Source organism: Moorella naiadis (nom. illeg.) (assembly GCF_051020825.1).
In the GTDB taxonomy this organism is placed as follows: Bacteria; Bacillota; DSM-521; order Neomoorellales; family Neomoorellaceae; genus Neomoorella; species Neomoorella naiadis.
The window spans coordinates 21,676-46,377 of the sequence record NZ_JAXGFQ010000002.1 but is presented as its reverse complement, the minus strand read 5'-3'; the positions used below and the strand labels follow the sequence as shown (position 1 = coordinate 46,377).

24 protein-coding genes and 1 riboswitch are annotated in these 24,702 nt (G+C 60.1%); all 24 genes read left to right on the top strand.

Annotation, left to right across the window (positions count from 1 at the left end; genetic code table 11):
- Positions 1-213: 213 nt before the first annotated feature.
- Positions 214-945 carry an endonuclease III domain-containing protein gene (locus tag SDD30_RS01540; RefSeq protein WP_434073174.1) on the top strand — a complete coding sequence of 244 codons (732 nt, stop codon included), beginning with the start codon at positions 214-216 and terminating at the stop codon, positions 943-945.
- An 80-nt stretch (positions 946-1,025) separates the two neighbouring features.
- Complete coding sequence (locus SDD30_RS01535; RefSeq protein WP_434073329.1) at positions 1,026-1,541, top strand: YqeG family HAD IIIA-type phosphatase; 516 nt, start codon at positions 1,026-1,028, stop codon at positions 1,539-1,541.
- A 164-nt stretch (positions 1,542-1,705) separates the two neighbouring features.
- A complete protein-coding gene (locus SDD30_RS01530) occupies positions 1,706-2,668 on the top strand; it encodes a shikimate dehydrogenase (RefSeq protein ID WP_434073173.1) in 963 nt (320 codons plus the stop codon).
- Between the two features lie 50 nt (positions 2,669-2,718).
- Positions 2,719-3,888, top strand: a complete 1,170-nt coding sequence (aroC, locus tag SDD30_RS01525; protein ID WP_434073172.1) for a chorismate synthase — start codon at positions 2,719-2,721, stop codon at positions 3,886-3,888.
- A gap of 20 nt (positions 3,889-3,908) precedes the next feature.
- A complete protein-coding gene (locus SDD30_RS01520) occupies positions 3,909-4,430 on the top strand; it encodes a shikimate kinase (protein ID WP_434073171.1) in 522 nt (173 codons plus the stop codon).
- Positions 4,409-5,509, top strand: coding sequence for a 3-dehydroquinate synthase (gene aroB / locus SDD30_RS01515; protein WP_434073170.1), 1,101 nt, complete (start codon positions 4,409-4,411; stop codon positions 5,507-5,509). The genes SDD30_RS01520 and aroB overlap by 22 nt, the downstream gene beginning before the upstream one ends.
- A 55-nt stretch (positions 5,510-5,564) precedes the next feature.
- Positions 5,565-7,250, top strand: coding sequence for a GspE/PulE family protein (locus SDD30_RS01510; RefSeq protein WP_434073169.1), 1,686 nt, complete (start codon positions 5,565-5,567; stop codon positions 7,248-7,250).
- Between the two features lie 12 nt (positions 7,251-7,262).
- On the top strand, positions 7,263-8,270 hold the full coding sequence (locus SDD30_RS01505; RefSeq protein ID WP_434073168.1) for a type IV pilus twitching motility protein PilT: 1,008 nt from the start codon (positions 7,263-7,265) through the stop codon (positions 8,268-8,270).
- Positions 8,271-8,347: 77 nt separating this feature from the next.
- Positions 8,348-8,430, top strand: a riboswitch (cyclic di-GMP riboswitch).
- A 48-nt stretch (positions 8,431-8,478) separates the two neighbouring features.
- Entirely contained in the window at positions 8,479-9,693 is a 1,215-nt protein-coding gene (locus SDD30_RS01500; RefSeq protein WP_434073167.1) for a type II secretion system F family protein, read from the top strand.
- Positions 9,694-9,827: 134 nt separating this feature from the next.
- The gene (locus tag SDD30_RS01495; RefSeq protein ID WP_434073166.1) at positions 9,828-10,238 is read left to right on the top strand and encodes a prepilin-type N-terminal cleavage/methylation domain-containing protein; all 411 of its coding nucleotides are present in this window, start codon (positions 9,828-9,830) and stop codon (positions 10,236-10,238) included.
- A gap of 6 nt (positions 10,239-10,244) precedes the next feature.
- The gene (locus SDD30_RS01490; RefSeq protein ID WP_434073165.1) at positions 10,245-10,997 is read left to right on the top strand and encodes a prepilin peptidase; all 753 of its coding nucleotides are present in this window, start codon (positions 10,245-10,247) and stop codon (positions 10,995-10,997) included.
- 149 nt (positions 10,998-11,146) lie between these two features.
- Complete coding sequence (locus SDD30_RS01485; protein ID WP_434073164.1) at positions 11,147-13,177, top strand: O-antigen ligase family protein; 2,031 nt, start codon at positions 11,147-11,149, stop codon at positions 13,175-13,177.
- Positions 13,178-13,301: 124 nt separating this feature from the next.
- Positions 13,302-13,793, top strand: coding sequence for a prepilin-type N-terminal cleavage/methylation domain-containing protein (locus tag SDD30_RS01480; protein WP_434073163.1), 492 nt, complete (start codon positions 13,302-13,304; stop codon positions 13,791-13,793).
- Positions 13,790-14,188, top strand: coding sequence for a type IV pilus modification PilV family protein (locus SDD30_RS01475; RefSeq protein WP_434073162.1), 399 nt, complete (start codon positions 13,790-13,792; stop codon positions 14,186-14,188). Before SDD30_RS01480 ends, SDD30_RS01475 begins: the two co-directional genes overlap by 4 nt.
- A complete protein-coding gene (locus SDD30_RS01470; RefSeq protein ID WP_434073161.1) occupies positions 14,185-14,757 on the top strand; it encodes a prepilin-type N-terminal cleavage/methylation domain-containing protein in 573 nt (190 codons plus the stop codon). The genes SDD30_RS01475 and SDD30_RS01470 overlap by 4 nt, the downstream gene beginning before the upstream one ends.
- Positions 14,758-14,915: 158 nt before the next feature.
- Positions 14,916-16,337 (top strand): hypothetical protein, encoded by a 1,422-nt coding sequence (locus SDD30_RS01465; RefSeq protein ID WP_434073160.1) that lies wholly within the window; start codon positions 14,916-14,918, stop codon positions 16,335-16,337.
- Between the two features lie 84 nt (positions 16,338-16,421).
- On the top strand, positions 16,422-17,324 hold the full coding sequence (gene pilM / locus SDD30_RS01460) for a type IV pilus biogenesis protein PilM (protein WP_434073159.1): 903 nt from the start codon (positions 16,422-16,424) through the stop codon (positions 17,322-17,324).
- The gene (locus SDD30_RS01455; RefSeq protein WP_434073158.1) at positions 17,321-17,905 is read left to right on the top strand and encodes a PilN domain-containing protein; all 585 of its coding nucleotides are present in this window, start codon (positions 17,321-17,323) and stop codon (positions 17,903-17,905) included. Before pilM ends, SDD30_RS01455 begins: the two co-directional genes overlap by 4 nt.
- Before the next feature lie 107 nt (positions 17,906-18,012).
- The gene (locus SDD30_RS01450) at positions 18,013-19,365 is read left to right on the top strand and encodes an NPCBM/NEW2 domain-containing protein (RefSeq protein WP_434073157.1); all 1,353 of its coding nucleotides are present in this window, start codon (positions 18,013-18,015) and stop codon (positions 19,363-19,365) included.
- Between the two features lie 61 nt (positions 19,366-19,426).
- Positions 19,427-20,830 carry a TldD/PmbA family protein gene (locus tag SDD30_RS01445; RefSeq protein ID WP_434073156.1) on the top strand — a complete coding sequence of 468 codons (1,404 nt, stop codon included), beginning with the start codon at positions 19,427-19,429 and terminating at the stop codon, positions 20,828-20,830.
- Complete coding sequence (locus SDD30_RS01440) at positions 20,830-22,185, top strand: TldD/PmbA family protein (RefSeq protein WP_434073155.1); 1,356 nt, start codon at positions 20,830-20,832, stop codon at positions 22,183-22,185. Before SDD30_RS01445 ends, SDD30_RS01440 begins: the two co-directional genes overlap by 1 nt.
- 40 nt (positions 22,186-22,225) lie before the next feature.
- A complete protein-coding gene (gene aroQ / locus SDD30_RS01435) occupies positions 22,226-22,678 on the top strand; it encodes a type II 3-dehydroquinate dehydratase (RefSeq protein WP_434073154.1) in 453 nt (150 codons plus the stop codon).
- Positions 22,679-22,897: 219 nt separating this feature from the next.
- Complete coding sequence (locus SDD30_RS01430) at positions 22,898-23,977, top strand: M24 family metallopeptidase (protein WP_434073153.1); 1,080 nt, start codon at positions 22,898-22,900, stop codon at positions 23,975-23,977.
- Between the two features lie 165 nt (positions 23,978-24,142).
- The gene (gene efp / locus SDD30_RS01425; RefSeq protein ID WP_434073152.1) at positions 24,143-24,700 is read left to right on the top strand and encodes an elongation factor P; all 558 of its coding nucleotides are present in this window, start codon (positions 24,143-24,145) and stop codon (positions 24,698-24,700) included.
- The last annotated feature ends 2 nt before the right edge of the window (positions 24,701-24,702 follow it).

The following is a 24,702-nucleotide window of genomic DNA, read 5'->3' as shown; positions in this document are numbered from 1 at the left end:
TTGTCTTGTCGGTGCCGCCGGGGCAGCATGAATGTCTAACCGGCGTTACCGGGAAGCAAAATATAGTATCGCCATAGCAGTTCCTATCTGTCGACTTATTAAAGCTTTTTCTCGCCCATGTCGGCCAGTTAAAGATGGGTTATGATAGTTCGAGATCGTATAGCTAGCCCAGGTTGGTAATAGGTTGGTAATAGAAGGGAAGGCCCGGCGAGTTTGCAACCGATAGAACGAACCGCCGCCTTGGATAGCCATCCAAGCCAAGTGCTGAATACCAGGATGGCGGATAGACTTCAGGAGATATACGCACGCCTCTACCGGCATTTTGGTCCCCGGCACTGGTGGCCGGCGGAAACACCCTTTGAGGTTATCGTGGGCGCCATCCTCACCCAGAACGTAGCCTGGAAGAACGTTGAAAAGGCCATTGCCAACCTCAAAGGAGCGGGGCTTCTCACCCCGGAGGCCATGCAGCGGGCCACACCGGAAGAACTGGAACCCCACATCCGGCCGACTGGTTATTACCGCGTCAAGGCCAGGAAACTCAAAGCCTTTAGCGACTATCTTCACGAGCGGTATGGTGGGTCCCTGGAGGCCATGTTCGCCCAGCCCCTGGAACGACTGCGAAAGGAGATCTTGGCTGTTTTCGGCATTGGCCCGGAAACGGCCGACGCCATCCTCTGTTACGCCGGGAATTACCCCATCATGGTCATGGATGCTTATACGCGCCGGGTTTTTTCCCGGCTAGGCTTTTTTACGGCCAAGGCATCCTACCAGGAGATGCAGGATTTTTTTATGGCCAACTTGCCCCGAGATAACCGGCTTTATAACGAGTACCATGCCTTAATCGACGCCCTGGCCAACCGGATCTGCTTGAAGAAGGAACCTGCCTGTGACCTTTGCCCTCTTGGCGACATCTGCCCTCCGGGGGGCGTTGTCGGGAAGGGGTAGAGATTTTGCCGCCGGCAGGCACAGCCGCCGGCTTTTATGGTATAATAATCTTGGAGTTCCTGTAATTGGGGTGAACAACAATTAAACTACTGCAACCAGACCTCTACGTACGCTCCCTGTGCGATATACCCCTGGCCCTGCTGCAAGAACGGCGTATCCGGGGTTTGATTATTGACCTGGATAATACGGTGACCGAATGGGGCCGGGCCACCCTGGACCGGGGGGTGCGGCAGTGGTTTGCGGATTTAAAGGAGCAGGGGATCAAGGCCTGCCTAGTCTCCAACAACCGCAGCAGCCGGGTTAAGAAGGTAGCCGACGCCCTAGGGATTCCTGGTATCTCCCGGGCCGGCAAGCCCCGGCGCCGGGCTTTCCGCCAGGCCATGGCCGTAATGGGCACTGAGGCTGGTGGTACCGCCGTCATCGGTGACCAGGTCTTTACCGACATCCTGGGGGGTAACCGCCTGGGCATGTATACAATCCTGGTTATGCCCATAAACAGCCGGGAATTCATCGGCACCAGGATGATGCGCCACGTAGAGCGCTTTTTGACCCGGCGCCTGCCGGTAACTGATTTTAACGGCAACAAACACCCCTGAAGGCTTCATTCCAGGTAACTACCCAGCCTGCCCAATCAATAAACCTAAAATAAAGGGCAGGAAGCCGATATATCAGTCGGATTCGCGGTATGGTACAAGCGCCAGTTAAATTTGAAGGTGGCCCGGGTGAGTTACAATCCCTATAAAGGACGGCAAGATGGCAAATGGTACAGGTAAAGGCTTCAACCGGCCTGGTGGCCCTCCTGGGCCACCCGGTAGGGCACTCCCTTTCACCCCTAATGCATAATGCGGCCTTTAAGGCCACCGGCCTTGATCTGGTTTATCTGGCCTTCGATGTGGCCCCCGGGGATTTGCCGGCCGCCCTGGCGGGTTTAAGATCCCTTGGCTGCCGGGGGGCCAATGTTACCGTACCCCATAAGGAGACCATAATCCTTTCCCTGGATATGGTCGAACCGCTGGCGGCCAGGATCGGGGCGGTGAATACTATTGTTCATGAAGACCGGTGCCTGAAAGGCTATAACACCGATGGCAGCGGTTTTTTGCGTTCCCTCAGGGAAACCGGTTTTAATCCCGACGGGAAAAGGGTGGTTATTCTGGGTGCCGGGGGCGCCGCCCGGGCGGTAGCCTTCACCCTGGCTGCGGCCGGCTGCCGGCGCCTGGTCATGGTCAACCGGACCCTAGAACGGGCCCGGGACTTGGCTGCCGCCCTGGCGAGAGCCGGTTTCTCCGGGACCGCCACCTTTGAACTGCCAGGAACCGGCTGGCCAGGAGACCCCGAAGCAGCAAGGGCCGGAGAGCCGGCAACCGGGTTGCAGGCTGAGGTGGCGACGGCCCATCTGGTGGTTAATACTACCAGCCTGGGTATGTGGCCACGGGTAGAAACAAGCCCACTGCCCCCTGGCTGGCTGCAGGCCGGGCAGTGGGTCTACGACCTGGTCTACAACCCCCTGGAGACCCGTTTCTTGCAGGAGGCCCGGCACCAGGGTTGCCGGGTTGTCGCCGGGCTGGACATGCTCCTTTACCAGGGAGCTGAGGCCTTTACCCTCTGGACGGGTAAAGACGCCCCCATAGCTGTCATGCGGCAAGCCCTGCAGGAAGCTGTGCCTGCTACCGTCCCGGGCGGCCCGGTAGCCCGGCTGAACGAGGACAGCCAGCCAGGACGGTAAAAAGGAAATTGGTGCTGGGATACCAGCATTAAGAGGGGAGAAAGAATGCCATGTTACGTTACCTGACTGCCGGCGAATCCCACGGCCGGGGTTTAAATATAATCATCGAAGGCCTGCCGGCCGGGGTGCCCCTGGTGGAGGAAAATATCAATACCTGGCTGGCCTGGCGCCAGGGGGGCTATGGCCGGGGCGGGCGCATGGCCATTGAACAGGACCGGGCGCAGATCCTGGCCGGGGTGCGGGGCGGCCTGACCCTGGGCAGCCCGGTTGCCCTCTTGATAGCCAACCGGGACTGGGAAAACTGGCAGGAGATCATGGCCCCGGGGCCGGCAGCCCGGGCGGAGAAAGTGGTAACCCGGCCGCGACCCGGTCATGCGGACCTGCCCGGGGGATTAAAGTACCACCAGACAGACCTGCGTAATATCCTGGAGCGGGCCAGCGCCCGGGAGACGGCGGCCCGGGTGGCTGCCGGGGCCGTAGCGGTGGCCCTGCTGCAGGAGTTGGCCATTAATCTGGCCTTCCACGTCGTGCGGATTGGCCCTGTTGCGGTGCCCGGTCCGGTTGCCTGGGAGGCCGCCTGTCGTTCCCTGGAGTCGCCGGTCTACTGCGCCGACGGAGAGGCGAGCCGGGCGATGGTGGCGGCCATTGAAGCGGCGCGCCAGCAGGGCGATACCCTGGGGGGAACGGTGGAGGTTCAAGGCCGGGGGGTGCCTGCGGGCCTGGGCAGCCACGTGCAGTGGGACCGGCGCCTGGACGGCCGCCTGGCCCAGGCCCTGATGAGCATCCCGGCCATTAAAGGGGTAGAGATCGGCGCCGGTTTTGGGGTGGCCGCCCTGCCGGGCAGCCAGGCACACGATGCCATTGCCTACCGGGAAGGACAGGGCTTTTACCATCCTACCAACCGGGCCGGTGGCTTGGAAGGGGGTATGACCAACGGGGAAACCCTGGTTATCCGGGCGGCCATGAAACCCATTCCTACCCTCAGGCACCCCCTGCCCAGCGTCGATTTCCTGTCGAAAAAGCCGGTCACAGCCAGTGTGGAACGCTCGGATATTTGCGCCGTGCCGGCGGCGGCGGTAGTAGCTGCGGCGGCCGTAGCCTTGGTCCTGGCCGGGGCCATCCTGGAGCAGTTCGGCGGGGATTACCTGCCAGTGCTTAAGGAACGGCTGGAGGATTACCGGCGCTACCTGCATGACCCCCACGGGGGCAGCTTTAAATAAACCGCTAAAGGGGGATGGGGATGCCGGGCAATATTGTTCTAATCGGCTTCATGGGCAGCGGTAAAACAACTGTCGGCCGGCTGCTAGCTGCCGATCTGGGCTGGTACTTTTTAGATACCGACGCCCTGGTGGAAGAGCGGACGGGCCTGCTGGTGAAAGAGATCTTCGCCAGGGAAGGGGAGAGCTTTTTCCGGGAGATCGAGATGGAAGCCGTAGCCCGGGTGGCTGCTGCCAGCCGGGCCGTTATTGCCACCGGCGGCGGGGCCGTCCTTTCCAGGGTCAATGTCCAGCGCCTGCGACAGGGTAACCGGGTCGTCTGGCTGCAGGTACGGCCGGAGACAGCCCTGAAGCGGGCTGGTATTACTGGCGACCGCCCCCTCCTTCAGGGACACGGGGTAAAGGATATTGCCGACCTGTGGCAAAGGCGAGAGCCCTACTACGCCTTCGCCGATCTTTACATTGATACTGACGGTAAGGATGCTATCGCCGTAGCCGGGGAGATAAAGGAGGCTTTAAAGACGTGGCTGGCCAGCTTACCGTAGACCTGGGTGAACGCAGCTATGAGATTTACTGCGGCTCCGGGCTCCTACCCAGAACCGGTTTCTATTTACATACCTTGGACCTGGCGGCCCCCTGCCTGGTGGTGAGTAACGCCACCGTGGCCGGCTTATACTGGCCGGCAATTGAGATCAGCCTCAAGGAGGCCGGCTTCCAGCCTCACCTGGCCCTGGTGCCCGATGGCGAGGAGGCTAAGAGCCTGGAGGTGGCGGCAGGGCTCTATAATGCCGCCCTGGATGCCGGTATCGAAAGGCGTGCCGCCGTTATCGCCCTGGGGGGCGGCGTCGCCGGCGACGTCGCCGGTTTTATCGCCGCTACCTGGTTGCGGGGGGTGCCTTTCATCCAGATACCCACTACCATCCTGGCCCAGGTGGATTCCAGTGTCGGCGGTAAAGTGGCTGTCAACCACCCCAAAGGTAAAAACCTGATCGGGGCTTTTTATCAGCCGAGGATGGTCCTTGCCGATACCGACGCCTTGACCACACTGCCGCCGCGGGAGATCCGGGCCGGCCTGGCTGAGGTCATCAAGTATGGGGTTATCGCCGACGCCGGTTTCTTCGCCTACCTGGAAGAGCACCTGGACCAGGCCCTGCGGGGTGATAGAGGGGTCCTGGAAAGCATCATCCTGCGCTGCTGCGCTTTAAAGGCAAAGGTAGTAGCCGGGGATGAAAGGGAGAAGGGCCTGCGGGCGATTTTAAATTTTGGCCATACTGTGGGCCATGCCGTCGAGGCGGTAACCGGTTTTAATACTTACCGCCATGGTGAGGCGGTGGCGATGGGTATGGTGGCCGCCGCTAGGATGGCCGTCCAGCGGGGGATGTTTTCTGCTGCCGAGACCGGGCGCCTGGTGCGCCTGCTGGAGCGGGCCGGCCTGCCAGTAACTATGCCGGCACTAGATCCGGCGGCCTTCCGGGCAGCCCTGGGCCACGATAAAAAGATCGCCTGGGGGCAGCTGCGGATGATCCTGCCGGAAAGACTGGGCCGGGTGCAGATTACCCCCATTGCTGTTGAGGAAATAATGGCGGTTCTTGGCCTGGGGAACCCCGGCGCGAAGGAAGGCTGAGGGCATCTCACCTCTCACCTCCCCCATCTCATATTTCATTTCGGAGGGGAGTTCTATGGACGGTCGCCGGCGCCTGGGGGATCTGTTATTAGAAGCCGGGATGATCACCAAGGAACAGCTGGACCAGGCCCTGCAGGAACAGAAACGCAGTGGGGAACGCCTGGGTAAGGTCTTGCTGCGCCTGGGATTTGTCACCGAAGCCAATATACTGGAGGTCCTGGAATTCCAGTTAGGGATTCCCAAGGTGGTCCTGGCGGACTACCACCTGGACCCGGAAGTCGTCCGCCTGGTGCCTGAGGGCCTGGCCCGGCGTTACCAGGCTATTCCCATCCGCCTGGACGGTAACCGCCTGCTGGTGGCCCTGGCCGACCCCCTGAACCTCCTGGCCCTGGACGACCTGCGCCTGGTCACCGGTAAGGAGATTATGCCGGCTATCGCCGCCGAGGGCGAGATTACTGCCGCCCTGAGTAACTTCTGGCAAAAGGAAGGCCTGAGGGTTAACAATGAGGTGGCCGTCGCTGCTTTGGAGACAGCCAGCAACCCAGGTTCCCCGGATACCACCGGGCTTACCGCTGGGACTGGCAGTGGTGCCCCGGCCGTTCGCCTGGTCAATAACTTTATCCAGCAGGCTATCCAGGCCCAGGCCAGCGATATCCATATCGAACCCCAGGAAGGGGAAGTGCGGGTGCGCCTACGGGTAGACGGCCTGCTGCGCGAGGTGTCCCGGTTGCCCCTGGGCGTTTTAAACAGCCTGATATCCAGAATCAAGATCCTGGCCGGGATGGATATTGCCGAAAAACGGCTGCCCCAGGACGGCCGCTTCCAGTTTACGCTGGACGGGCACAATGTCGACTTGCGGGTTTCTACCCTGCCGACAGTTTATGGGGAAAAGGTTGTTTTGCGCCTGCTGGATCAGGCGGCCATGCTCCTACCCCTGAACCGGCTGGGGTTTCTGCCTGCCGTTCAGGAACGCTATACCAGCCTGGTCCGGAGTGCTTACGGTATGTTATTGATTACCGGGCCAACGGGGAGCGGTAAGACGACAACCCTGTACGCCACCCTCAATTCCTTGAGTTCACCGGAGAAAAATATCGTCACCATTGAGGATCCGGTGGAATACCTGCTGCCCGGTATCAACCAGGTGCGCGTCAACCCCAGGGCCGGGCTCTCCTTTGCTTCCGGCCTGCGCTCCATCCTGCGCCAGGACCCGGATATCATCATGGTCGGGGAGATTCGTGACCGGGAAACAGCCGATATTGCCGTCCGGGCAGCCACTACCGGTCACCTGGTCTTCAGCACCCTGCATACCAACGACGCTGCCGGGGCGATAACCCGCCTGCTGGATATGGGCATCGAGGCTTACCTGGTGAATTCCTCCCTCATCGGGGTGGTGGCCCAGCGATTGGTGCGCCAGATCTGCCCCCGCTGCCGGGAAACCTACCGGCCCGAGCCCGGTACCCCGGAGCGCTCCTGGCTGCCGGAGAGGGAGGAGCTCTGGCGTGGCCGGGGCTGTGAGGCCTGCCATTATACGGGTTACGCCGGCCGGACGGCCATTCAGGAGGTCCTGGTTATGAATGAGGAACTGCGGGGCTTGGTGGCCGCCAAGGCACCGGCAACAGCCCTGAAGGAGGCGGCTGTAGCCGCCGGTATGGTACCATTAATAGAAGATGGGCTGGCCAAAGCCCGCCAGGGAATAACCACGGTAGCCGAAGTGCTGCGGGTTTCCCTGGGGGGCCTGTAAAGGGGGATGTAGATGCTCGATATAAAAACCATCCTAGCGGCCGCTGCCGCAGCCGGGGCCTCCGACGTCCATCTCGCCGTTGGGTTGCCGCCAGTCTTCCGGGTCAACGGTGAACTCCAGGTCCAGCACCAGTGGGAGCCCCTGGATGGCGGCATAGCAGAGAGCTTAGTCCGGCCAATGGTGGGCGAGCGATGGGAGATATTTCAGGAACAGGGCGAAATCGACCTGGCCTATTCCCTGCCGGGGGTAGGCCGTTTCCGGGTCAATGTCTTTCACCAGCGGGGCAGCACCGGGGCGGCCATCCGCCTGATCCCCAGGGTGATTCCAGATCTAAACTCCCTGGGTTTGCCGCCGGTGGTAGGGGAACTGGCGGAGCGCCGGCACGGCCTGGTCCTGGTAACGGGACCGACAGGTAGTGGTAAGTCCACCACCCTGGCGGCCCTGGTAGATAAAATCAACCGGGAACGTCGCTGCCATATCATTACCCTGGAGGACCCCATTGAATACCTGCACCAGCACCGATTAAGCATCGTCAACCAGCGGGAGGTGGGTTCTGATACCCACTCCTTTGCTCGGGCCCTGCGGGCCGCCCTGCGCCAGGACCCGGATGTCATCCTGGTGGGGGAGATGCGCGACCTGGAAACCATCGCCACGGCCATTACCGCGGCGGAAACCGGCCACCTGGTCCTAGCCACCCTCCATACCAGCAGTGCCATCCAGAGTATCGACCGCATCATCGACGTCTTTCCCCCCCACCAGCAGGGCCAGATCCGCATCCAGCTGGCCGATACCCTGGAAGGGGTGATTACCCAGCAGCTTTTACCCCGGGTTGACAGGGTCGGCCGGGTGGCGGCGGTGGAGAGCTTGATTGCCACCCCGGCAGTGAGAAACCTCATTCGTGAAGGCAAGACCCACCAGTTAGTATCCAGCCTGCAGACAGGAGCCCGCTACGGCATGCAGACTATGGATGCCGCCCTGCGGCAGCTGGTAGAGCGAGGTGTCATTGCCGGGGATACATAAGTTGAAAATTAAATTGAGGTTAACACCCACTGGCTGGCAGGATTTTGGGTTCTGATGGCGAATAAAGGATCATTACCCTTGCTTAAGGGCAAACCCGGCGAAAGCCGGGGGCGCAAAGCTACGGGCCTGTAGACCTGTCTATGGCCGCCGGGCTGCCGGGGAAGCTATCTCTTTCCTTGCACCCGGGGGCTTTTTTTGGAGGAAGAGCATGACCTTTACTTACCGGGGGCGGGATACACGTGGGGAGGTGGTGCAGGGGGCCGTAGAGGCCGCTAGCCAGGAAATGGCCATCCGGGAGCTGCGCGGCCGGGGTATTTTTATCACTACCTGCCGGCCGGCCGGTGCCGCCAGGGGTGAGGGGTGGAATTGGCGGCAGCTGCTGCGGCGGCGGGTGAGCCGCCGTGACCTGGCTCTTTTCTGCCGTCAGCTGGCTACCATGCTGGGGGCTGGCCTGCCTATCGTCTCGGCCCTGCAGATCTTGCAGAAGCAGACGGAGAACTCCACCCTGCGGGAGAGTACAGCTGCCCTGCTGGGAGAGCTGGAGGCCGGCGAAGCCCTTTACCGGGCCCTGGAGCACCAGCCGCGGGTCTTCCCGCCGATTTTCGTCTACACAGTAGAGGCCGGGGAGCTGGGCGGCGCCCTGGATGAGACCCTGGAGCACCTGGCGGAGCACCTGGAACGGGAGCACGAGGTGGAGGAAAAGGTCAAATCAGCCCTCACCTACCCGGTGGTGGTAAGCCTGGTGGCGGTGGGGGCGGTGATGTTCCTCCTGACCTATGTCCTGCCGACCTTTCAGAACATGCTGGCCAGTATGCAGGTACCCCTGCCTTGGCCGACGCGACTGGTCCTAGGGATGAGCAGCGCCATGCGGCGGGCCTGGCCGGTACTGCTGGTTATCCTGGTGGTGGCTACATATGGTTTCTGGCGCTGGCAGCAGAAGCCGAACGGGCGTTACCAGCTGGATCGTCTCCTCCTCCGCCTACCGGTTTTCGGGCCCCTTATGCAGAAGACGGTGTTATCGCGCTTCAGCCGCACCCTGGGGACCCTTATCCACAGCGGCGTGCCGGTCCTATCCGCCCTGGCAGTCGTCCGGCGCACGGCGGGCAACGCTGTGGTAGCCGGGGCTGTAGCCAGGGCCGAAGAGAGCGTGCGGGACGGCCAAAGCCTGGCAGCACCGCTGGAAGCCAGCGGCGTTTTCCCGCCCATGGTGGTGGAGATGGTTGCCGTGGGCGAGGAGACGGGAGCCCTGGACGCCCTGCTGGCGAAGATCAGCAACTTCTACGACCGGGAAGTGGGGGAGACGGTGACCCGGTTGTCATCCATGATCGAGCCCCTACTTATCCTGACCCTGGGGGGGATCATCGGCCTGGTGGTAATCTCCGTGCTCATGCCGGTCTTTTCCCTGGCCGGCGGGGTGCATTGAGGATATATAATACCACCAGACACACACCGGCAGCAGATGGATGGTAGAGAGTGGTGTTTTCAGAATGGGTAATAAGACGCCGGAAGTTAAGGAGTAACGACAAGTTTTGGTTTCGAAGGGAGAGGAGGATTATAATGCTAAATTATATACGCCGAATGTTAAAAGACCGCCGGGGTTTCACCCTGATTGAACTCATGGTGGTGGTCGTCATTATCGGCATCCTGGCGGCTATAGCCGTACCGCAATTTATGGGGCAGAGCGACAAAGCGAAAAAGGCCAAAGCAAATGCCGATTTGAAGACCATCGGCTCGGCCATTGAGATGTATTATACGGCAGAAAATGGCTTGCCTGATCCTAATAATTGGCAAAGTAATTTGGTGAATGGCAAATACCTTGCCAGTGTGCCTAAGACGCCCTGGAATAACGACTATGGGTACTCACAAATAACATATAATCCTGGGAACAATATTTATGTTCCCTTCACCTTGTACTATCAAGCTCCAGGAAGTAGTACCCCGGTATATTATCCGCCGACACAACCATAGTTTTCAATGGCAGGTATAATTCAGGTACTTATTATTTTCCTCGGCCTCACTATCGGCAGTTTTCTGGGCCTGTGCATCGCCCGGATCCCCCGGGGTGAGTCCGTCGTCTACCCGCCGTCCCGTTGTGACGCCTGCGGGCGGCGCCTGGGGCCGGTAGAGCTGCTACCGGTATTGGGTTATCTCATCCACCGGGGGCGCTGCCGCCACTGCGGCGCCCCTGTGCCCCGGTGGTACCCGGAGCTTGAAGTCCTAACGGCGGCCATTTATCTGAGCCTCTGGCAGCACTTCGGTTTGTCGCCGCTGACGATCAAATACGCCTTTCTGGCTTCATTACTTCTGGTGATTGCCGGCATCGACCTGCAGACCTGCACCATACCGGACCCCCTGGTCTGGCTGGGCCTGGCGGCGGGCCTGGTTTTCCTGCCCCTGGGGGAGGTACCGTGGTCGGCGGCCCTCTTGGGAGCCGGTCTGGGCGGGGGTCTACTGCTCCTGATTGCGGTCCTCAGCCGGGGTGGCATGGGCGGCGGTGATGTGAAGGTGGCCCTGGTGATGGGGCTTTTCCTGGGGTGGCCGGAGACTCTCCTGGCCCTTTTCCTGGCGGTCCTGGCGGGGGCCGTAGTCGGGTTGATGTTGATGCTCCTGGAACACCGGGGACGTCGCGACCCTTTGCCCTTTACCCCCTTCCTGGCCCTGGGGACAATGAGCACCATCTGGTGGGGGACAACAATAATCAACTGGTACACGACCACCTTTTTTTAAAGTGCTATTTTTGAAGTCCTAAATGTAGTTATCTACTCGACTCCCGGGTAACGGCTGGGGAAGGCAAGTAGCAGCGCGGAGAAGAGCTCGCGAGACCGGGATACGCCCAGGAGGCGTTAGCCCATCAGCAAATCCTGCCTTAAAAGAAGGTGCCGGTTATTTTCGAGGCCCAGAAACAGCACCCGGTGCTGCCCCTGGTCATGGTCTTGGCCGGAGCGGCGCCGCTGCTGAATAACGGTTACCCCGAAAGTGTTCAGGTAGCGGGCTTTATCCTGGCCGGCACGGGTGGCTTGCTGGCCTGGTTTTGCGGCCGGCGGCAGGGCTTTAATCCGGGAAACTGTAATCCGGGGAGCTGCGGCCCCTTCTGGCCGGGGCTTCTTTTTTTAACCTGGCTGGCCCTGGGCCTCGCCTGGTCGGTAGAGGTTAACGCTACAGTAAACGAGACCCTGCGGACGGCCCTCTACCTGGCCTTTTTTTGGCAGGTACGGGCTACCTTTAGCCGGGAAGAAGTAGACAAGCTGCTGACGGTGGTTATTTTAGTTGGTACCCTGGTAGCTATGGTGGGCCTCCTGCAGTACCTATTTATCAAGGCCGACCGTATCCAGGCTACCTTCATCAACCCTAACCCCCTGGGGATTTACCTGGCCATGGTGGTACTCCTCGGCCTGGGTCGTTACTGGCAGCAGGGCGGCAGGCTCCTGGCCGTTGGCCTGGTCATTAGCGGCACGGCCCTGGTTTTTTCCTATTCCCGCGGCTCTTTGCTGGCCCTGGGCGGTGGTCTCCTGGCATCCTTTTGGCTATCCGGGCGAGAGGGCCGGATAGAACGGCTGCGAGCCCTGGCTGGACTCTGCCTGATGACACTCCTCCTGGTAAGGGTGATAGCCCTTCTAGCTCCCTGGACCCAGGGACTGGCCGGAGCGGAATCTATCCTACGGGCCTTGATCCGGCCGGATACCTTTATGGAAAGTTCGGTGGAAGGCCGGCTGGCCTTCTGGCGGGCGGCGGTGGGGATGTTCCTGGCACGGCCTTGGACGGGGTTCGGCGGCGGTTCTTTCCATGATGTTTACTTCTCTTTTTACGACGGCGGCCGCTGGTACTCCCGCTATGTCCATAACCATTACCTCCAGGTCCTGGCGGAAACCGGTTGGCCCGGGCTGCTTATCTTCCTGGGTATGGTGGCAGCCCTCTTGCTCCCCTTCTGGCGCCAGCGGCAAAGGGGGCCCCTGGCTCCTCTTCAGGCGGCCAGCGGCGGGGCTGTGATGGCTTTCCTCCTGCATATTGGCCTTGATTTCTCCTGGGATATGCCGGCGGTGACCCTGACCTTTTGGACTGCAGCGGCCTGTGGCCTGTTCCTCCTGGGGGAAGGGGCCCTCAATAAGGAGCAGCAAGCTGCCCTACCGCAAAATTTACCGGCCGGCGGAGGATTAGCCTCCGGGATGGGGAGCAGGAATACTTTTACCTATAGGTTGAATTTGCAGGGCCTGATGACCTTTTTTCCCCTGGTTTTATCCCTGCTGATCCTTACCGGCGGCCTGCTTCTGGGTGGCGGTTACCTGTACGCTTGCCAGGGTGACCGGGCCGCTGCGGCCAACCGGCGGGAGGCAGCCCTAGCCGGCTGGCGCCGGGCCGTTATGTTAAATCCCTGGAATGATACCTACCATGCCCGCCTGGGAGCGGCCCTGGCGACAGCTCCCAAGGGGACGCCAGCCTTCCGGGAAGGGGGCAGGGAGTTGCAGCGGGCCCTGGAACTCAGCCCCTATGACTACAACCACGCCAGCCAGCTCGCCTTTTATGAACAGAGGGCCGGTAACCAGGCAGAGGCCGGCCGCCTTTTTCAGCAGGCTGTAGCGGTGGGAGGTTACGTGCCTTCCCTTTATTTCGACCTGGGAAATTTTTATGTCGTAGCAGGTCAAAAAGACCTGGCCGGCGAAATATGGAATAAAGGTCTTATCCAGGCCGGTTACGCCCTGGAGATGGCCCCGGCTCCCTTCTACCGGGAACAGGTCTTACAGGTCATCCGGGCGCTGCGAATCAATTTGGCCCGTTATTACGAGGAAAAAGGCTGGTATGGCTTTGCCGCCGATCAGTTACGCCAGGTTTTGGCCCTTTTCCCCGGCGACCCCCTGGCCGGTGGAATTCTAGCCGGTTACCGGGCTGCCGGCCACCTGGATGGGTCTTAGAATAGAATTACCTCAAATTAGCAACAAACCTTGCCAATCAACTACAATCGCTTCTGGATGCCCTGACTTTGTCATAAGAGCTTAACAATTAGCGAGAGAATTGAAAAGTTTGGAGCTGGGCAAGGTGCTCGCAGGCTTTAAGTCCATACGAAACGGTCGGGGTTTTACCCTGGTCGAAATGGCGGCGGTGACGGCCCTTGCCGGCCTCCTGGCCACAGCGGCCCTGCCGGTGGTAGCCCGGGGCCTGGCTTGGTGGCAGGTGCAGACAGCAGCCTGGCAGCTAGTCAACGAAATTCGTAACCTGCAGCAGGTGGCCATGGGCGGGGAGGACCGCCACCGGATGATCCTCCTGGATGCCGATCATAGCTTATACCGTCTCAAGGAAAACACCTCCATTGTCAAAGAAGTACCCCTGCCGCCAGGAGTGACCTTGGAACTCAATTTGCAGTATACCGGCACCGGCGGGCCTGAAGTTTACGGCAACGAGCTGTCTTTCACCCTGGTGGGGGAACCGATGAACAGCGGTAAGATAATCCTCCGGGATCGCTACGGCCGGCCCTACTATATCATTATCATGCCTTTTACTGGCAGGGTCAGGACGGGGAGTACACCATGAAAATCTCTAGTTGGGTTTTTAACAATCGCGGCCTGACCCTGATTGAGGTCCTGGTGGCCAGCGTCATCCTGGTGGCGGTGCTGGCTCCCATGCTGGGTATGTTCACCACTGCTGCTAGCGGTTATACCCGGGCCGGCCAGGAAACCATCGCCCTGAACCTGGCCCGGGCCCGGATGGAGACCTGCCTAGCGGCCGGGTATGACGGCCTGGATAATTTAGCCGGGGTTAACGCTCCCTGGCAAACCGACCCGGATAATGCCGGTTACGAAGATATGATCACTATAACCCTTTACGATCCCCTGTTGGAAGTGAAGAAATTAGTTGTCCAGGTACGGCCGGTTAACGGCCCGGCGGGGCAGGTGGAACTGGCCACCCTGGTAGCCAGGTGGCCATGAGGGGGCGGCAGCAAGGGTTTACCATGGCGAAGTTCCAGCAGGAGCGATGGCTGCAACCGATGTGGGAGCGGCAGCAGGGCTTTACCCTGGTGGAAACCATCCTGGCAGCCAGCCTGATGCTCCTGGTACTAGTATCCGCCTTGAGTATCCTGGGCGCCGGGCTGCAGTGGTGGCAGCGGGGCTGGGATCAGATGGACGCCCAGCAGAACGCCCGGGTGGCCCTGGCACGGATGGCCGGGGAGATCCGGACGGCCAGGGAAGTGGTCGCCGGCTCCGATGATCACATCTTGATTGTCGCCACCAGCGGGGGCGATCAATATAAATACGAGCTGGCCGGCGACAACTTGCGCCGGGCCGTTAAAAACAAGGGCGCTTATGATTTCAGCGGTGATAACCCCTTGGCCTATGGCGTCCAGGCCCTGCAGTTCAGCTACGACCGGCCGGAGGCTCCGGAAAAGAGTAAAATTATTTTCATCCGCCTGGTCGTCCGTGATGCCCAGGGCCGGGATTTTACCATAACCACAAGGGTGGCTCTACGTCTTAGGATAATGAACAGCGGCAATAAGTGAGCAAAATATAGTTCCCTGGTATGTATCTTTACCCCGTATCGAATTGTTGAGGTGGGGTATTTGTCCCTGCGGGGGAATACCATTTTTTAGTGTAGCGGGTTTTCGGCGGAACCGATGCTGATATCTTCGAACGAGAAGCATATATTGGACTGGTAATCATGTTTAAAAATGAAACAAACCGCGCTAGAAAGCTATTGCCTCCCCTGTCCCGGCGGGGTAGCGCCTTGCCGGTGGTGATGCTGGTAATCCTGGTCTTATCCCTCCTGGGGGCCGGGTTACTCTCCCTGACCCAGGGCGAGGGTCGGGGAGCGGCCAATGACGTGCAAATCAACCAGGCCACCTACCTGGCGGAGGCTGGCATCAACCTGGCCCTGGCTAATTTACGCCGGGACCCTGGCTGGCGCGATGGGTTGGGACAAACTCCTTTAACCGGGGTTCAGGGATATATCCAGGGAGTAAATATCAGCCAGCAGGTATTGAGCTACCGCCTGCGCTCCCTGGCCCGGGTTGGTGAAGTCCAGCGGGCCGTAGAGGTTGACCTGGCGCGACCCTTATATACCTTTGCCCTGGCTACTGCCGGTGACCTGGACAAACACGATCAATTGATTATTAACGGGGGGGATATCCTGGCCCTAGGGAATATCAACAATCTGCGAGTCATTTTTAATGAGGATAACATCATCAATGTGGCTGCCGGTGGAAATTTAGCCGTGAACGGTACTCTCCAGGGGAGCGCTGTAGCTGGCGGGGACCTTTATGTTAACGGAACCATCAAAGGCGACGCCACTGCCGGCGGGGTTATTTACAATAATGGTAAAATCTACGGTAATAAGTATGAAGGAGTCAGCTTAACCTTCCCTTCCTTTCCCGGCCATCCCGAGGCGCCCTATGCAAGCGGCGCACTATTGGAGCAAGATACCTATACTGTTGCTGCCATCCAGGCCATGGTTAATGATACCGATAGAACTCCAGCGATTCTTTACCGGCAGGGAGACCTAACCATAACGGCTGGTGATGCTGATGGTAATAGTAATGGCAATGATAACGGTAATGGCAATGGCAATGGCAATGGCAATGGTAATGGTAATGGTAACGGCAACAACCATGGTACTACCCCATATTCCTATAATGGTATCGCCATTATTGCCGCCTCCGGCAGCATCACCCTGGACACCAGCCTGTTACCTGCTACTGGTGGAAATGCCTGGGCCTTTATCGCTGGCGGAGATTTAAATATTTCTGGGGGTACCAACCTGGGAGGAGTATTTATTGCCGCTGGTACCTTTAGCAAGGGTGATCGCGGCAAGGAGAGCACCATTAATGGGAGCCTGGTAACCAGGTACATCGGTGCTAGCGACAAAAATAGCAACGATACTTCCGGCAGCAATAGGGAAATACAGGGTAATAAACATAATAATGGTAACGGGCAGGAAAATGGCAAGGATAAAGGTAATGATCATGAAATCAAAGGTAAACTGCGAATTTCCTATAACCAGGACCTTGTCCGCTTCCTGGCCCCCTATTTGAGCAAGGATAACTGGCAGATTCTATCCTGGCAGGAAGCATCTTTAGCGCAATAGATTCAGGCCTTCCAAGGGAAACGAAGAACCTGGCCCTCAGGAAGCCGGCATCGATTGTGGCAAAGTAGATGGGAGTTATTTTTTATGTTTTTGCCGTTCATGAAGCGTCGCCGTTGTCTGGGGGTTGATCTCGAACCTGCGACGGTAAAAGCAGCAGTCTACCGGAGCCGGGAACTAATCACGGCCACTGTACCGGTCCCGCCCGGCGGCCAGCATGAGCCCCAGGCCCTGGTTGCCGCCCTGAGCGAGGCTGCTTCCCGGAGCGGCTGGCGGGGCCGGAAGGCCGTTACGACCATTACCGGCGAGAGGGTTGTTGTCCGCTACCTGCGCCTGCCGCGGATGACGGCCGCCGAGCTGCGGGCCGGGATGACCTATGAGCTGGAAAACTACCTGCCCACCGGAGCGCAGGATATGGTGGTTGACTGGACCATCCTGGGTGATAGTTCTGGGCCTGAAAACAATCAGATGGACGTCCTGCTGGCGGCAGCGCCTCGGGATCAGGTGACTCAATTAATCGACCTCTTTCGGGGTGCCGGGTTGGAGCTGGCGGCCGTCGACCTGGCGCCCCTGGCCCTCTGCCGCTCCCTGGCCGGGGAAATAACAGCTGCTACTATTATCCTGGATATTGGCGAACAGTGGAGTCATCTGGTCCTGGCCCGGCCGGGACGCCCCCTCTTCAGCCGGATCCTGGCCTTTAGTTATAAAGAATTGACCCGGTCGGGTATTACCGGCAGCACCCCCCTGGCCGATTTGACCCAGGAAATCCGGCGTTCCCTGGACTTTTACCGTTCCCAGGGGGGAGCAGGGTTTAACCCGGAGTGCCTGCTCCTCACCGGGGAAGGCACCGCAATTGCAGGGTTGACGGATTTCTGCCAGGGGGAACTGGGGGTTCCGGCCCTTATCGGCCGGCCCGGGTTACCGGGCCGGCCGGTGGAACCGGCCCTGGCTATCGCCGCCGGCCTGGCCCTGAGGGAGATAGGGATATGAGTATAGCTGTCAACCTGCTGCCACCGGAATACCGGCCCCAGCGGCGACAGGTACCCCGGAAGGTTCTTATACCCCTGGTAGCCGGAGGGCTACTCCTCGTAGCTTATATAGTTTTCCTGGGGGAAATGGCCCTGGCAGCCCGGCGGGTAGCCTGGCTAGAGGGGCAGCTGGCTTTATATGGCCCCGGAGCCCAGCAGGCCTCCGCCAGCAACGCCGCCCTGGGGGACTGGCGCCAGAAGGAAAGGGAGCTACAGCAACTGGTCCAGAACGGTCACCGCTGGGGGCAGATGCTCAAGACAATCAATGCGGCTTTGCCGGCCGCAACCTGGCTTATCGGCCTGGAGGAAGATGAAGCTAAGGGGGAACTAATCCTGACGGGAGGCAGCACCTCCCTGCAAGGGATTGGCGATTTTTTAACTAACCTCCAGGGAACTAACCTCTGGTCGCAGGTTAACCTCCAGGAGGTCAAGGGTAATGGCCAAAAGCTTACCTTTACCCTGCGGGCCGTTTTCCCAGGCGCTCGTGGGGGGTGGGACGGCGGTAAAACGGGGACAAGCGACGGAACACTCCATGGGGGCTAACTCCCTGCCGCGGGAAGAAGCAAAATACAGGTGCGGGGAAGGGACCGGCCGGTAATCAACACTTTGGGCGTGGCTATCCTAGACATCGAAAGAGCTGTTTTAGGGAAATGAAAATCGGTAATTACCAGCTGATGCGACGCGAGCAGATACTAATCACCCTGGCGGCTACTGTTTTTATCCTTTTCTTTGGCTACCGGATCGTCTGGGGACGGCAAATCCCGGCCTACCGCCAGCTACGGGCCCGGTTGCAGGCGGAACAGACACGCCTGGTGACCCTCCGGGACCAGGCAGCGGCCGCCCCGGAACTGGCCCGCAGGGCGGAACAGGCCCGGGCCGACTGGGAACGAACCCGGCTGCACCTGGGCTTCACCCTCCGGGGTACGGCTGCCTTTTTAACAGCCGCCCAGCCCCGCAACCCGGAGCTCCAGGTCCTGGCCTTCCGGCCCTTGCCGCCGCTGAAAAAGGGTTCCTTCCAGGTTTACCCCTATGAGGTAACCGTCAGCGGTCCTTACCCGGCCCTGGTGGACTACCTGACCCAGCTGGAATCCTTGCCGGCGCCAGTGGTAATCCATAAGTTAAAGATAACCTCCCAGCCCGGGCCGCCGGTCAAGGTTGAGGCCGATTTTAGCCTTGATCTCTATGACCTGGAGGCTGGGGCTGCGGTGCCGGCAGCCGTAGCCCTTTTTCCCACCGGCCGGGCCGATAGCTTTGCCCCGCCGCCCGGGGTCAGCCCGGCCGGCCCGAACAGCCAGCCGGCATCAGGGGCAGTGCCCGGCAGGACAACAGGCGACGGCCCGGGTAACGTTCCAGCCGGACCGCAATCGGCGGCGGGCGGGGGAGATGCCGGCTCCGGCCGCCCAGTGCCGGCAGCCGAGGGGGGAGGCGTAGCACTACAACCGGCGCCGGCAGAAAAGCAGGGAACGCCGCCGGTTGCGCCTTCGCCGGGAGCGGTAGATACACCGCCCAGTTACACCCTGCCCCGCCTGGTGAAGGGCCACTTGCTGCCGGGGCCGGCTTTTCAGGAGCCCTCCGGCCCGGAGGCCTGGTTGGAGGAACTGCGGGTGTTGCGCAATGTGGGACCTTTCTATATCCTGGACCGGCCGGCAGCCCTGGCCGGCATGAGCCTGGGCCGCAGTATCGGCGTAAACTTAAACAAAGGGCAAAATAAGGCCGAATTAAAGGTCGATCTTCACGGCCGGTATGCTCTTTTCCAGGGATATACCGGCATTGACGACAGCTTTGCCAACAGCAGCGGGAAAGTTATAGTAACCATTTTTGCCGACGGCCGGCAGCTATACCAGGGAGAAATCAGGCCGGGGGATTACCCCCAGTACCTGGAGTTACCCCTCACCCTCGTCCAGCAGCTGACCTTCAGCCTGGAATGGCAGGTCGGCGGTATTGGTGACTACGATCAATTACTGGCCACCCTGGCCAGCATCCATTTTTCTCGCCGCGACTAGCAGGAATATTTTCCCGCCCCTTGAATTATACTAGGAAGAAGTTACTAGAAGGGGTGGGTCAATGCTTTTACCAGAAGAAGATCTCCAGGCCATCCTGCAGGCGGCCCTGCAGCAGGGGGGCGATTTTGCCGAAATTTTCCTGGAACGCCGCCGGACAACGAGTATCGGCTGCGAGGAGGATAAGATCGAGCGGGTTACCAGCGGCCTGGATCAGGGAGCCGGTATCCGGGTTATTACCGGGGAGAATACCGCCTACGGCTACAGCAACGATTTGCACCGGGAAAGCCTCCTGGCGACGGCCCAACTGGTGGCCGGGGCCGTCAAGGGCCAACCCCGGCAGCGGGAGATTAAATTCACCCGGCCCCGCTCCCGGGTGGAGTTCACCATTAAGAAACGGCCTGACCAGGTACCGGTAGCCGCAAAGGTCAACCTGGTGCGCCGGGCCAACGACGCCGCCCGGGCTGTGGATCAGCGTATTACCCAGGTCACCATCGGCTATGGTGACGTTATCCAGGAAGTAACCATTGCTAACAGTGACGGCGTCCTGGTGGATGACGAGCGGGTGCGCTGCCGCCTGGTCGTCAACGCCGTGGCCAGCGACGGCCGGCATATCCAGACGGGGTATGAATCTGCCGGCGGCCATCAGGGGTGGGAGCTTTTTGAACAGGTTAACCCGGAAGAGCAGGCCCGCCTGGCCGCCCGGCGGGCGGTGATGATGCTGGAGGCCCGGCCGGCCCCGGCCGGCAAGATGCCGGTAGTCATGGCCGGCGAAGCTGGCGGCACCATGATTCACGAAGCCTGCGGCCACGGCCTGGAGGCCGATCTGGTCCAGAAGCAACTGTCGGTCTATGCCGTCAAAAAAGGGCAGCAGGTGGCGGCTGATATTGTCACCGTCGTTGACGATCCTACCATCCCGGGTAAGTACGGCTCCTACCGTTTTGACGATGAGGGCGCGCCGGGACAGAAGACGGTCCTCATTGAAAATGGTGTCCTCAAGGAGTATATGTATGACTACCTGACCGCTCGTAAAGAGGGTCGCCGTTCCACCGGCAACGGCCGCCGGGAGTCCTACCAGGACCGGCCCATTCCCCGGATGACCAATACCTATATCGCCCCAGGTAAGGATGACGCCGGGGCTATCCTCCGGGACACAAAACACGGCCTGCTGGTCAAGCGCATGGGCGGCGGCCAGGTCAATACCACCAACGGTGATTTCGTTTTTGACGTTGCCGAAGGCTACCTGATTCAGGATGGCCAGATCGGCCCGGCTGTCCGGGGGGCGACCCTCACCGGCAACGGCCCGGAAGTCTTACGGATTATCGACCGGGTGGCCGGCGACCTGGGCTTCGGCCTGGGCATCTGTGGTAAAGACGGCCAGGGCGTTCCCGTCGGGGATGCCCAACCCACCATCAGAATCCCGGAACTGGTAGTGGGCGGCATCCTGGATGAGGAGGCTGAAGAATAATGGATTACCAGGCGTTAAAACAGCAATACCTGGACCTGGCCGGGCAGGTAGTAGCCAAAGCGGCCCGGCAAGGGGCCCTGGCTGAGGCTTATCTGACTGCCGGCGAGGAATTGAACATCGAGGTCCGCAACCAGGAGGTTGAAGCCCTGACTACAGCCCGGGATCAGGGCCTGGGGCTCAGGGTCATTGTTGATCATCGGGTGGGCTTCGCCTTTACCACCGATTTCAGCCCGGCGGCCCTGGCTGCCTGCGTGGAACAGGCCCTGGCCAATGCCCGGATGGCTACCCCGGATGAACATAACTGCCTGCCGGCCCGCTACCCCGGTTATCCGCAGATGGATCTCTGGGACCCGGAGATTACCACTACCCCCTTAGCAAAGAAGATTGAGACGGCCAAAGAGATTGAGCGCCAGGCCCGGACTTACGACCCCCGGGTGAAGATAACAGAGAGCTGTTCCTACAGCGACTCCCGCTACCTGGTGGTCCTGGCCAATTCCCAGGGGATAACGGCGGCCTATCACGCCGCCAACTGCGGCGCCAGCACCTTTGTGGTGGCGGTGGAAAACGACGAGAGCCAGACCGGGTTCGGCCTGGCCTACGGGTTAAAATTGAAGAACATCGACCCCGTCCAGGTGGGGCGGGAAGGAGCCGCCAAGGCCGTACGCATGCTGGGGGCCAAAAGGGTCAACACCCAGCGGGCGGCGGTCGTCTTTGACCCTTACGTGGCTACCAACTTCCTGGGGGTCATTGCCCCGGCCCTGACTGCCGACGCCGTGCAGAAGGGCAAATCCCTCTTCCGCGGCCGGGTCGGCCGGCAGGTGGCGGCGCCGGTAATCAACCTCATCGACGACGGCCGCCGGCCGGACGGCATCGCCTCCAGCCCCTTTGACGGTGAAGGCGTGCCTACCACCCACACAGTTCTTATTGAAAAGGGCGTATTGAATTGTTACCTACACAATACCTACACCGCCGCCCGGGACGGGGTAACCTCCACCGGTAACGGCGCCCGGGGTTCCTTTAAGACCACCCCGGAGGTCGGCACCACCAACTTTTATATCGAGGCCGGTTCCCGTACACCGGAAGAGATTATTAAAGAGATCCCCCGGGGTCTCTATGTTACCGAGGTCATGGGGATGCATACGGCCAACCCCATATCCGGCGATTTTTCCGTTGGCGCCAGCGGGATCTGGATTGAAAAAGGGGAGCTGACGACACCGGTGCGGGGCGTAGCCATTGCCGGCAACATTATCGGCCTGCTGGAGGTCGTCGATGCCGTGGCCAGTGACTTGACCTTTTTCGGTGCCACCGGCGCCCCCACCGTCCGCATCGCCAGTATGACCATCAGCGGTCAGTGACCCCTATCCAAGGGAACAATATTATGGTAAAATACCAGACATGAAGATTTTAGTAGTCAACGGACCCAACCTCAATCTCCTGGGCAGCCGGGAGCCGGAAATCTACGGCCGCATCACCCTGGCCGCTATTGAGGAAGATTTGCGCCGGCAGGCCGGCCGGGTGGGAGCAGAGGTCGAGTTTTTCCAGTCCAACCACGAAGGTGCCCTCCTTGACTGCCTGCATGCCGCCCGGGGTCGGGTGGATGCGGCCGTCATCAACCCCGGGGCCCTGGGCCATTACAGCATCGCCCTGCGGGACGCCCTGGCGGCGGTGGATTACCCGGTGGTTGAGGTGCACCTCTCCAATATCTATCGCCGGGAGGATTTTCGCCACCAGACGGTGACGGCGGCGGTGGCAGTCGGCCAGATTAGCGGCTTTGGTCCTTTAAGTTACCGCCTGGGGTTGGAGGCAGCTATTGAACTCGCTCGCCGGCGTGACCCTGGGGCCTCCTGACCTGCAAGCGTTCCAGACTACTCCTGCACCGGAGCCCCTTCCGGGTTGCTACCGGGGGCCGCCAAAAAAGATTCCGGAGTCCGATGCCCTATGGCGGGCTAGTACAACGTTTTTCCGGTCCCCCGAGGGTCGTTGCCGTTTTTGGAGGGAAAGATATCCCCGCCCGGGAAGCAGGTTGGCCGGCTCTAAGCAGAAGCATGCTTATTGGAGATGACTTCTTTGCCCGGCAGGTTAGAACAATTGCGGGCGTTAATGGCCCGGGCTGGCCTTAGCGCCCTGTGGGTGCGCCAGGAAGAAAACCGTCGCTACCTGAGCGGCTTCACCGGCGACAGCGGCAGCCTGATTATTACCCCTACGGCCGCTTACCTGTTGACTGACGGTCGCTTTAGCGAACAGGCCCGGAAGGAGGCGCCGGATTTCCAAGTTGTCGATTTGGGTCCCGATCCCTGGGATAAAATGGGCACGGTCCTGGTGAACACCGGCATTGAGCAGCTCTCCTTCGAAGCCGAGTATACGACCTATGCTACCTACGCTGAATTCCAGGAGCATGCCCGCGACTGGGCGCGACCGGTAACCCTGGCCCCGGTAAAGAATTTTATCGACCGGCTCCGCCAGGTGAAGGATCAGGGGGAAATCGCCACCCTGGAAAGGGCCATTACCATTGCCGACGCCGGTTTCGAGCACCTCTTGACCATCCTGCATCCGGGTCTCTCGGAACGGGATGTAGCCCTGGAGCTGGAGTATTACCTGGGTAAGCAGGGCTCCAGCGGGCCGTCCTTTACCACCATCATTGCCAGCGGTCCCCGCTCGGCCCTGCCCCACGGGGTGGCCGGGGAAAGGATCCTGCAACCCGGCGACCTGGTAGTCATGGATTTCGGGGCCGTTTATCACGGCTATCACTCCGACCTGACCAGGACGGTGGCTCTGGCCCAGGCCGCCGGCGAATGGCGGTACCTTTACGAGGTGGTCCTGGCGGCCCAGGAAAAGGCCATCGCGGCCCTCCGGCCCGGACTGAGCGGCCGGGAGGTGGACGCCATTGCCAGGGAATATATTACCGCCGCCGGCTACGGGGAGTACTTCACCCACGGCCTGGGTCACGGCGTCGGTCTGGCCGTTCATGAGTCTCCCACCCTTTCTACCCGCAGTGATATTAAACTGGAACCCGGTATGGTAGTTACCGTGGAGCCGGGCATCTACCTGCCCGGTCAGGGTGGTATCCGCATCGAGGATGTTGTTCTTATCCAGGAGGGCGGCGCCCGGGTTCTCTCCCAAGCCCCCAAAAACTTTATTGAGGTGTAGCTTTATGAACCGTAAGAGCCCCCCATGGGGGCATGCCGCTACTAACGAACGGGAGAAATGAGAAGGCGAGCCAGCGTTAATCTGAAGCTGACGTAGCCAGTTTCTACAAGCCTCTCACCTCTTATCTCCCACCTCGCACATCTCATTTTGTAGGAGGTATTATGTTTGATCTCCAGCAACGATTTTCGGACGGGCCTGACCATCGAAGTTGACGGCGACGTCTATACGGTAGTAGAGTTTATGCACGTCAAGCCGGGCAAGGGTTCAGCCTTTGTCCGCACCAAACTCAAAAACCGGCGTACCGGGGCCGTTATTGAACGCACCTTCCGCGCCGGGGAGAAGGTCAACCGCGCCATCGTCGAGCGCCGGGAGATGCAATACCTTTATAACGACGGTGACAATTACTACTTTATGGATACGGAGACCTTCGAACAGATTTCCCTGCGTAAGGAACAGCTGGATGACGCCGTTAAGTACTTAAAGGATAATATGAACATCTTCGTCCTCACCCATAATGGGGAGACCATTGGCATCGAGTTGCCCAATTCCGTGGAATTAAAGGTGGTAGAGACTGAGCCTGGTATCAAGGGCGATACGGCGACCGGCGGCACCAAGAACGCCGTGTTGGAAACCGGCGCCGTAATCCAGGTACCCCTCTTTATTGAGACCGGTGACGTCCTGCGCATCGACACCCGTACTGGCGAGTATATCGAGCGGGCTTAGTT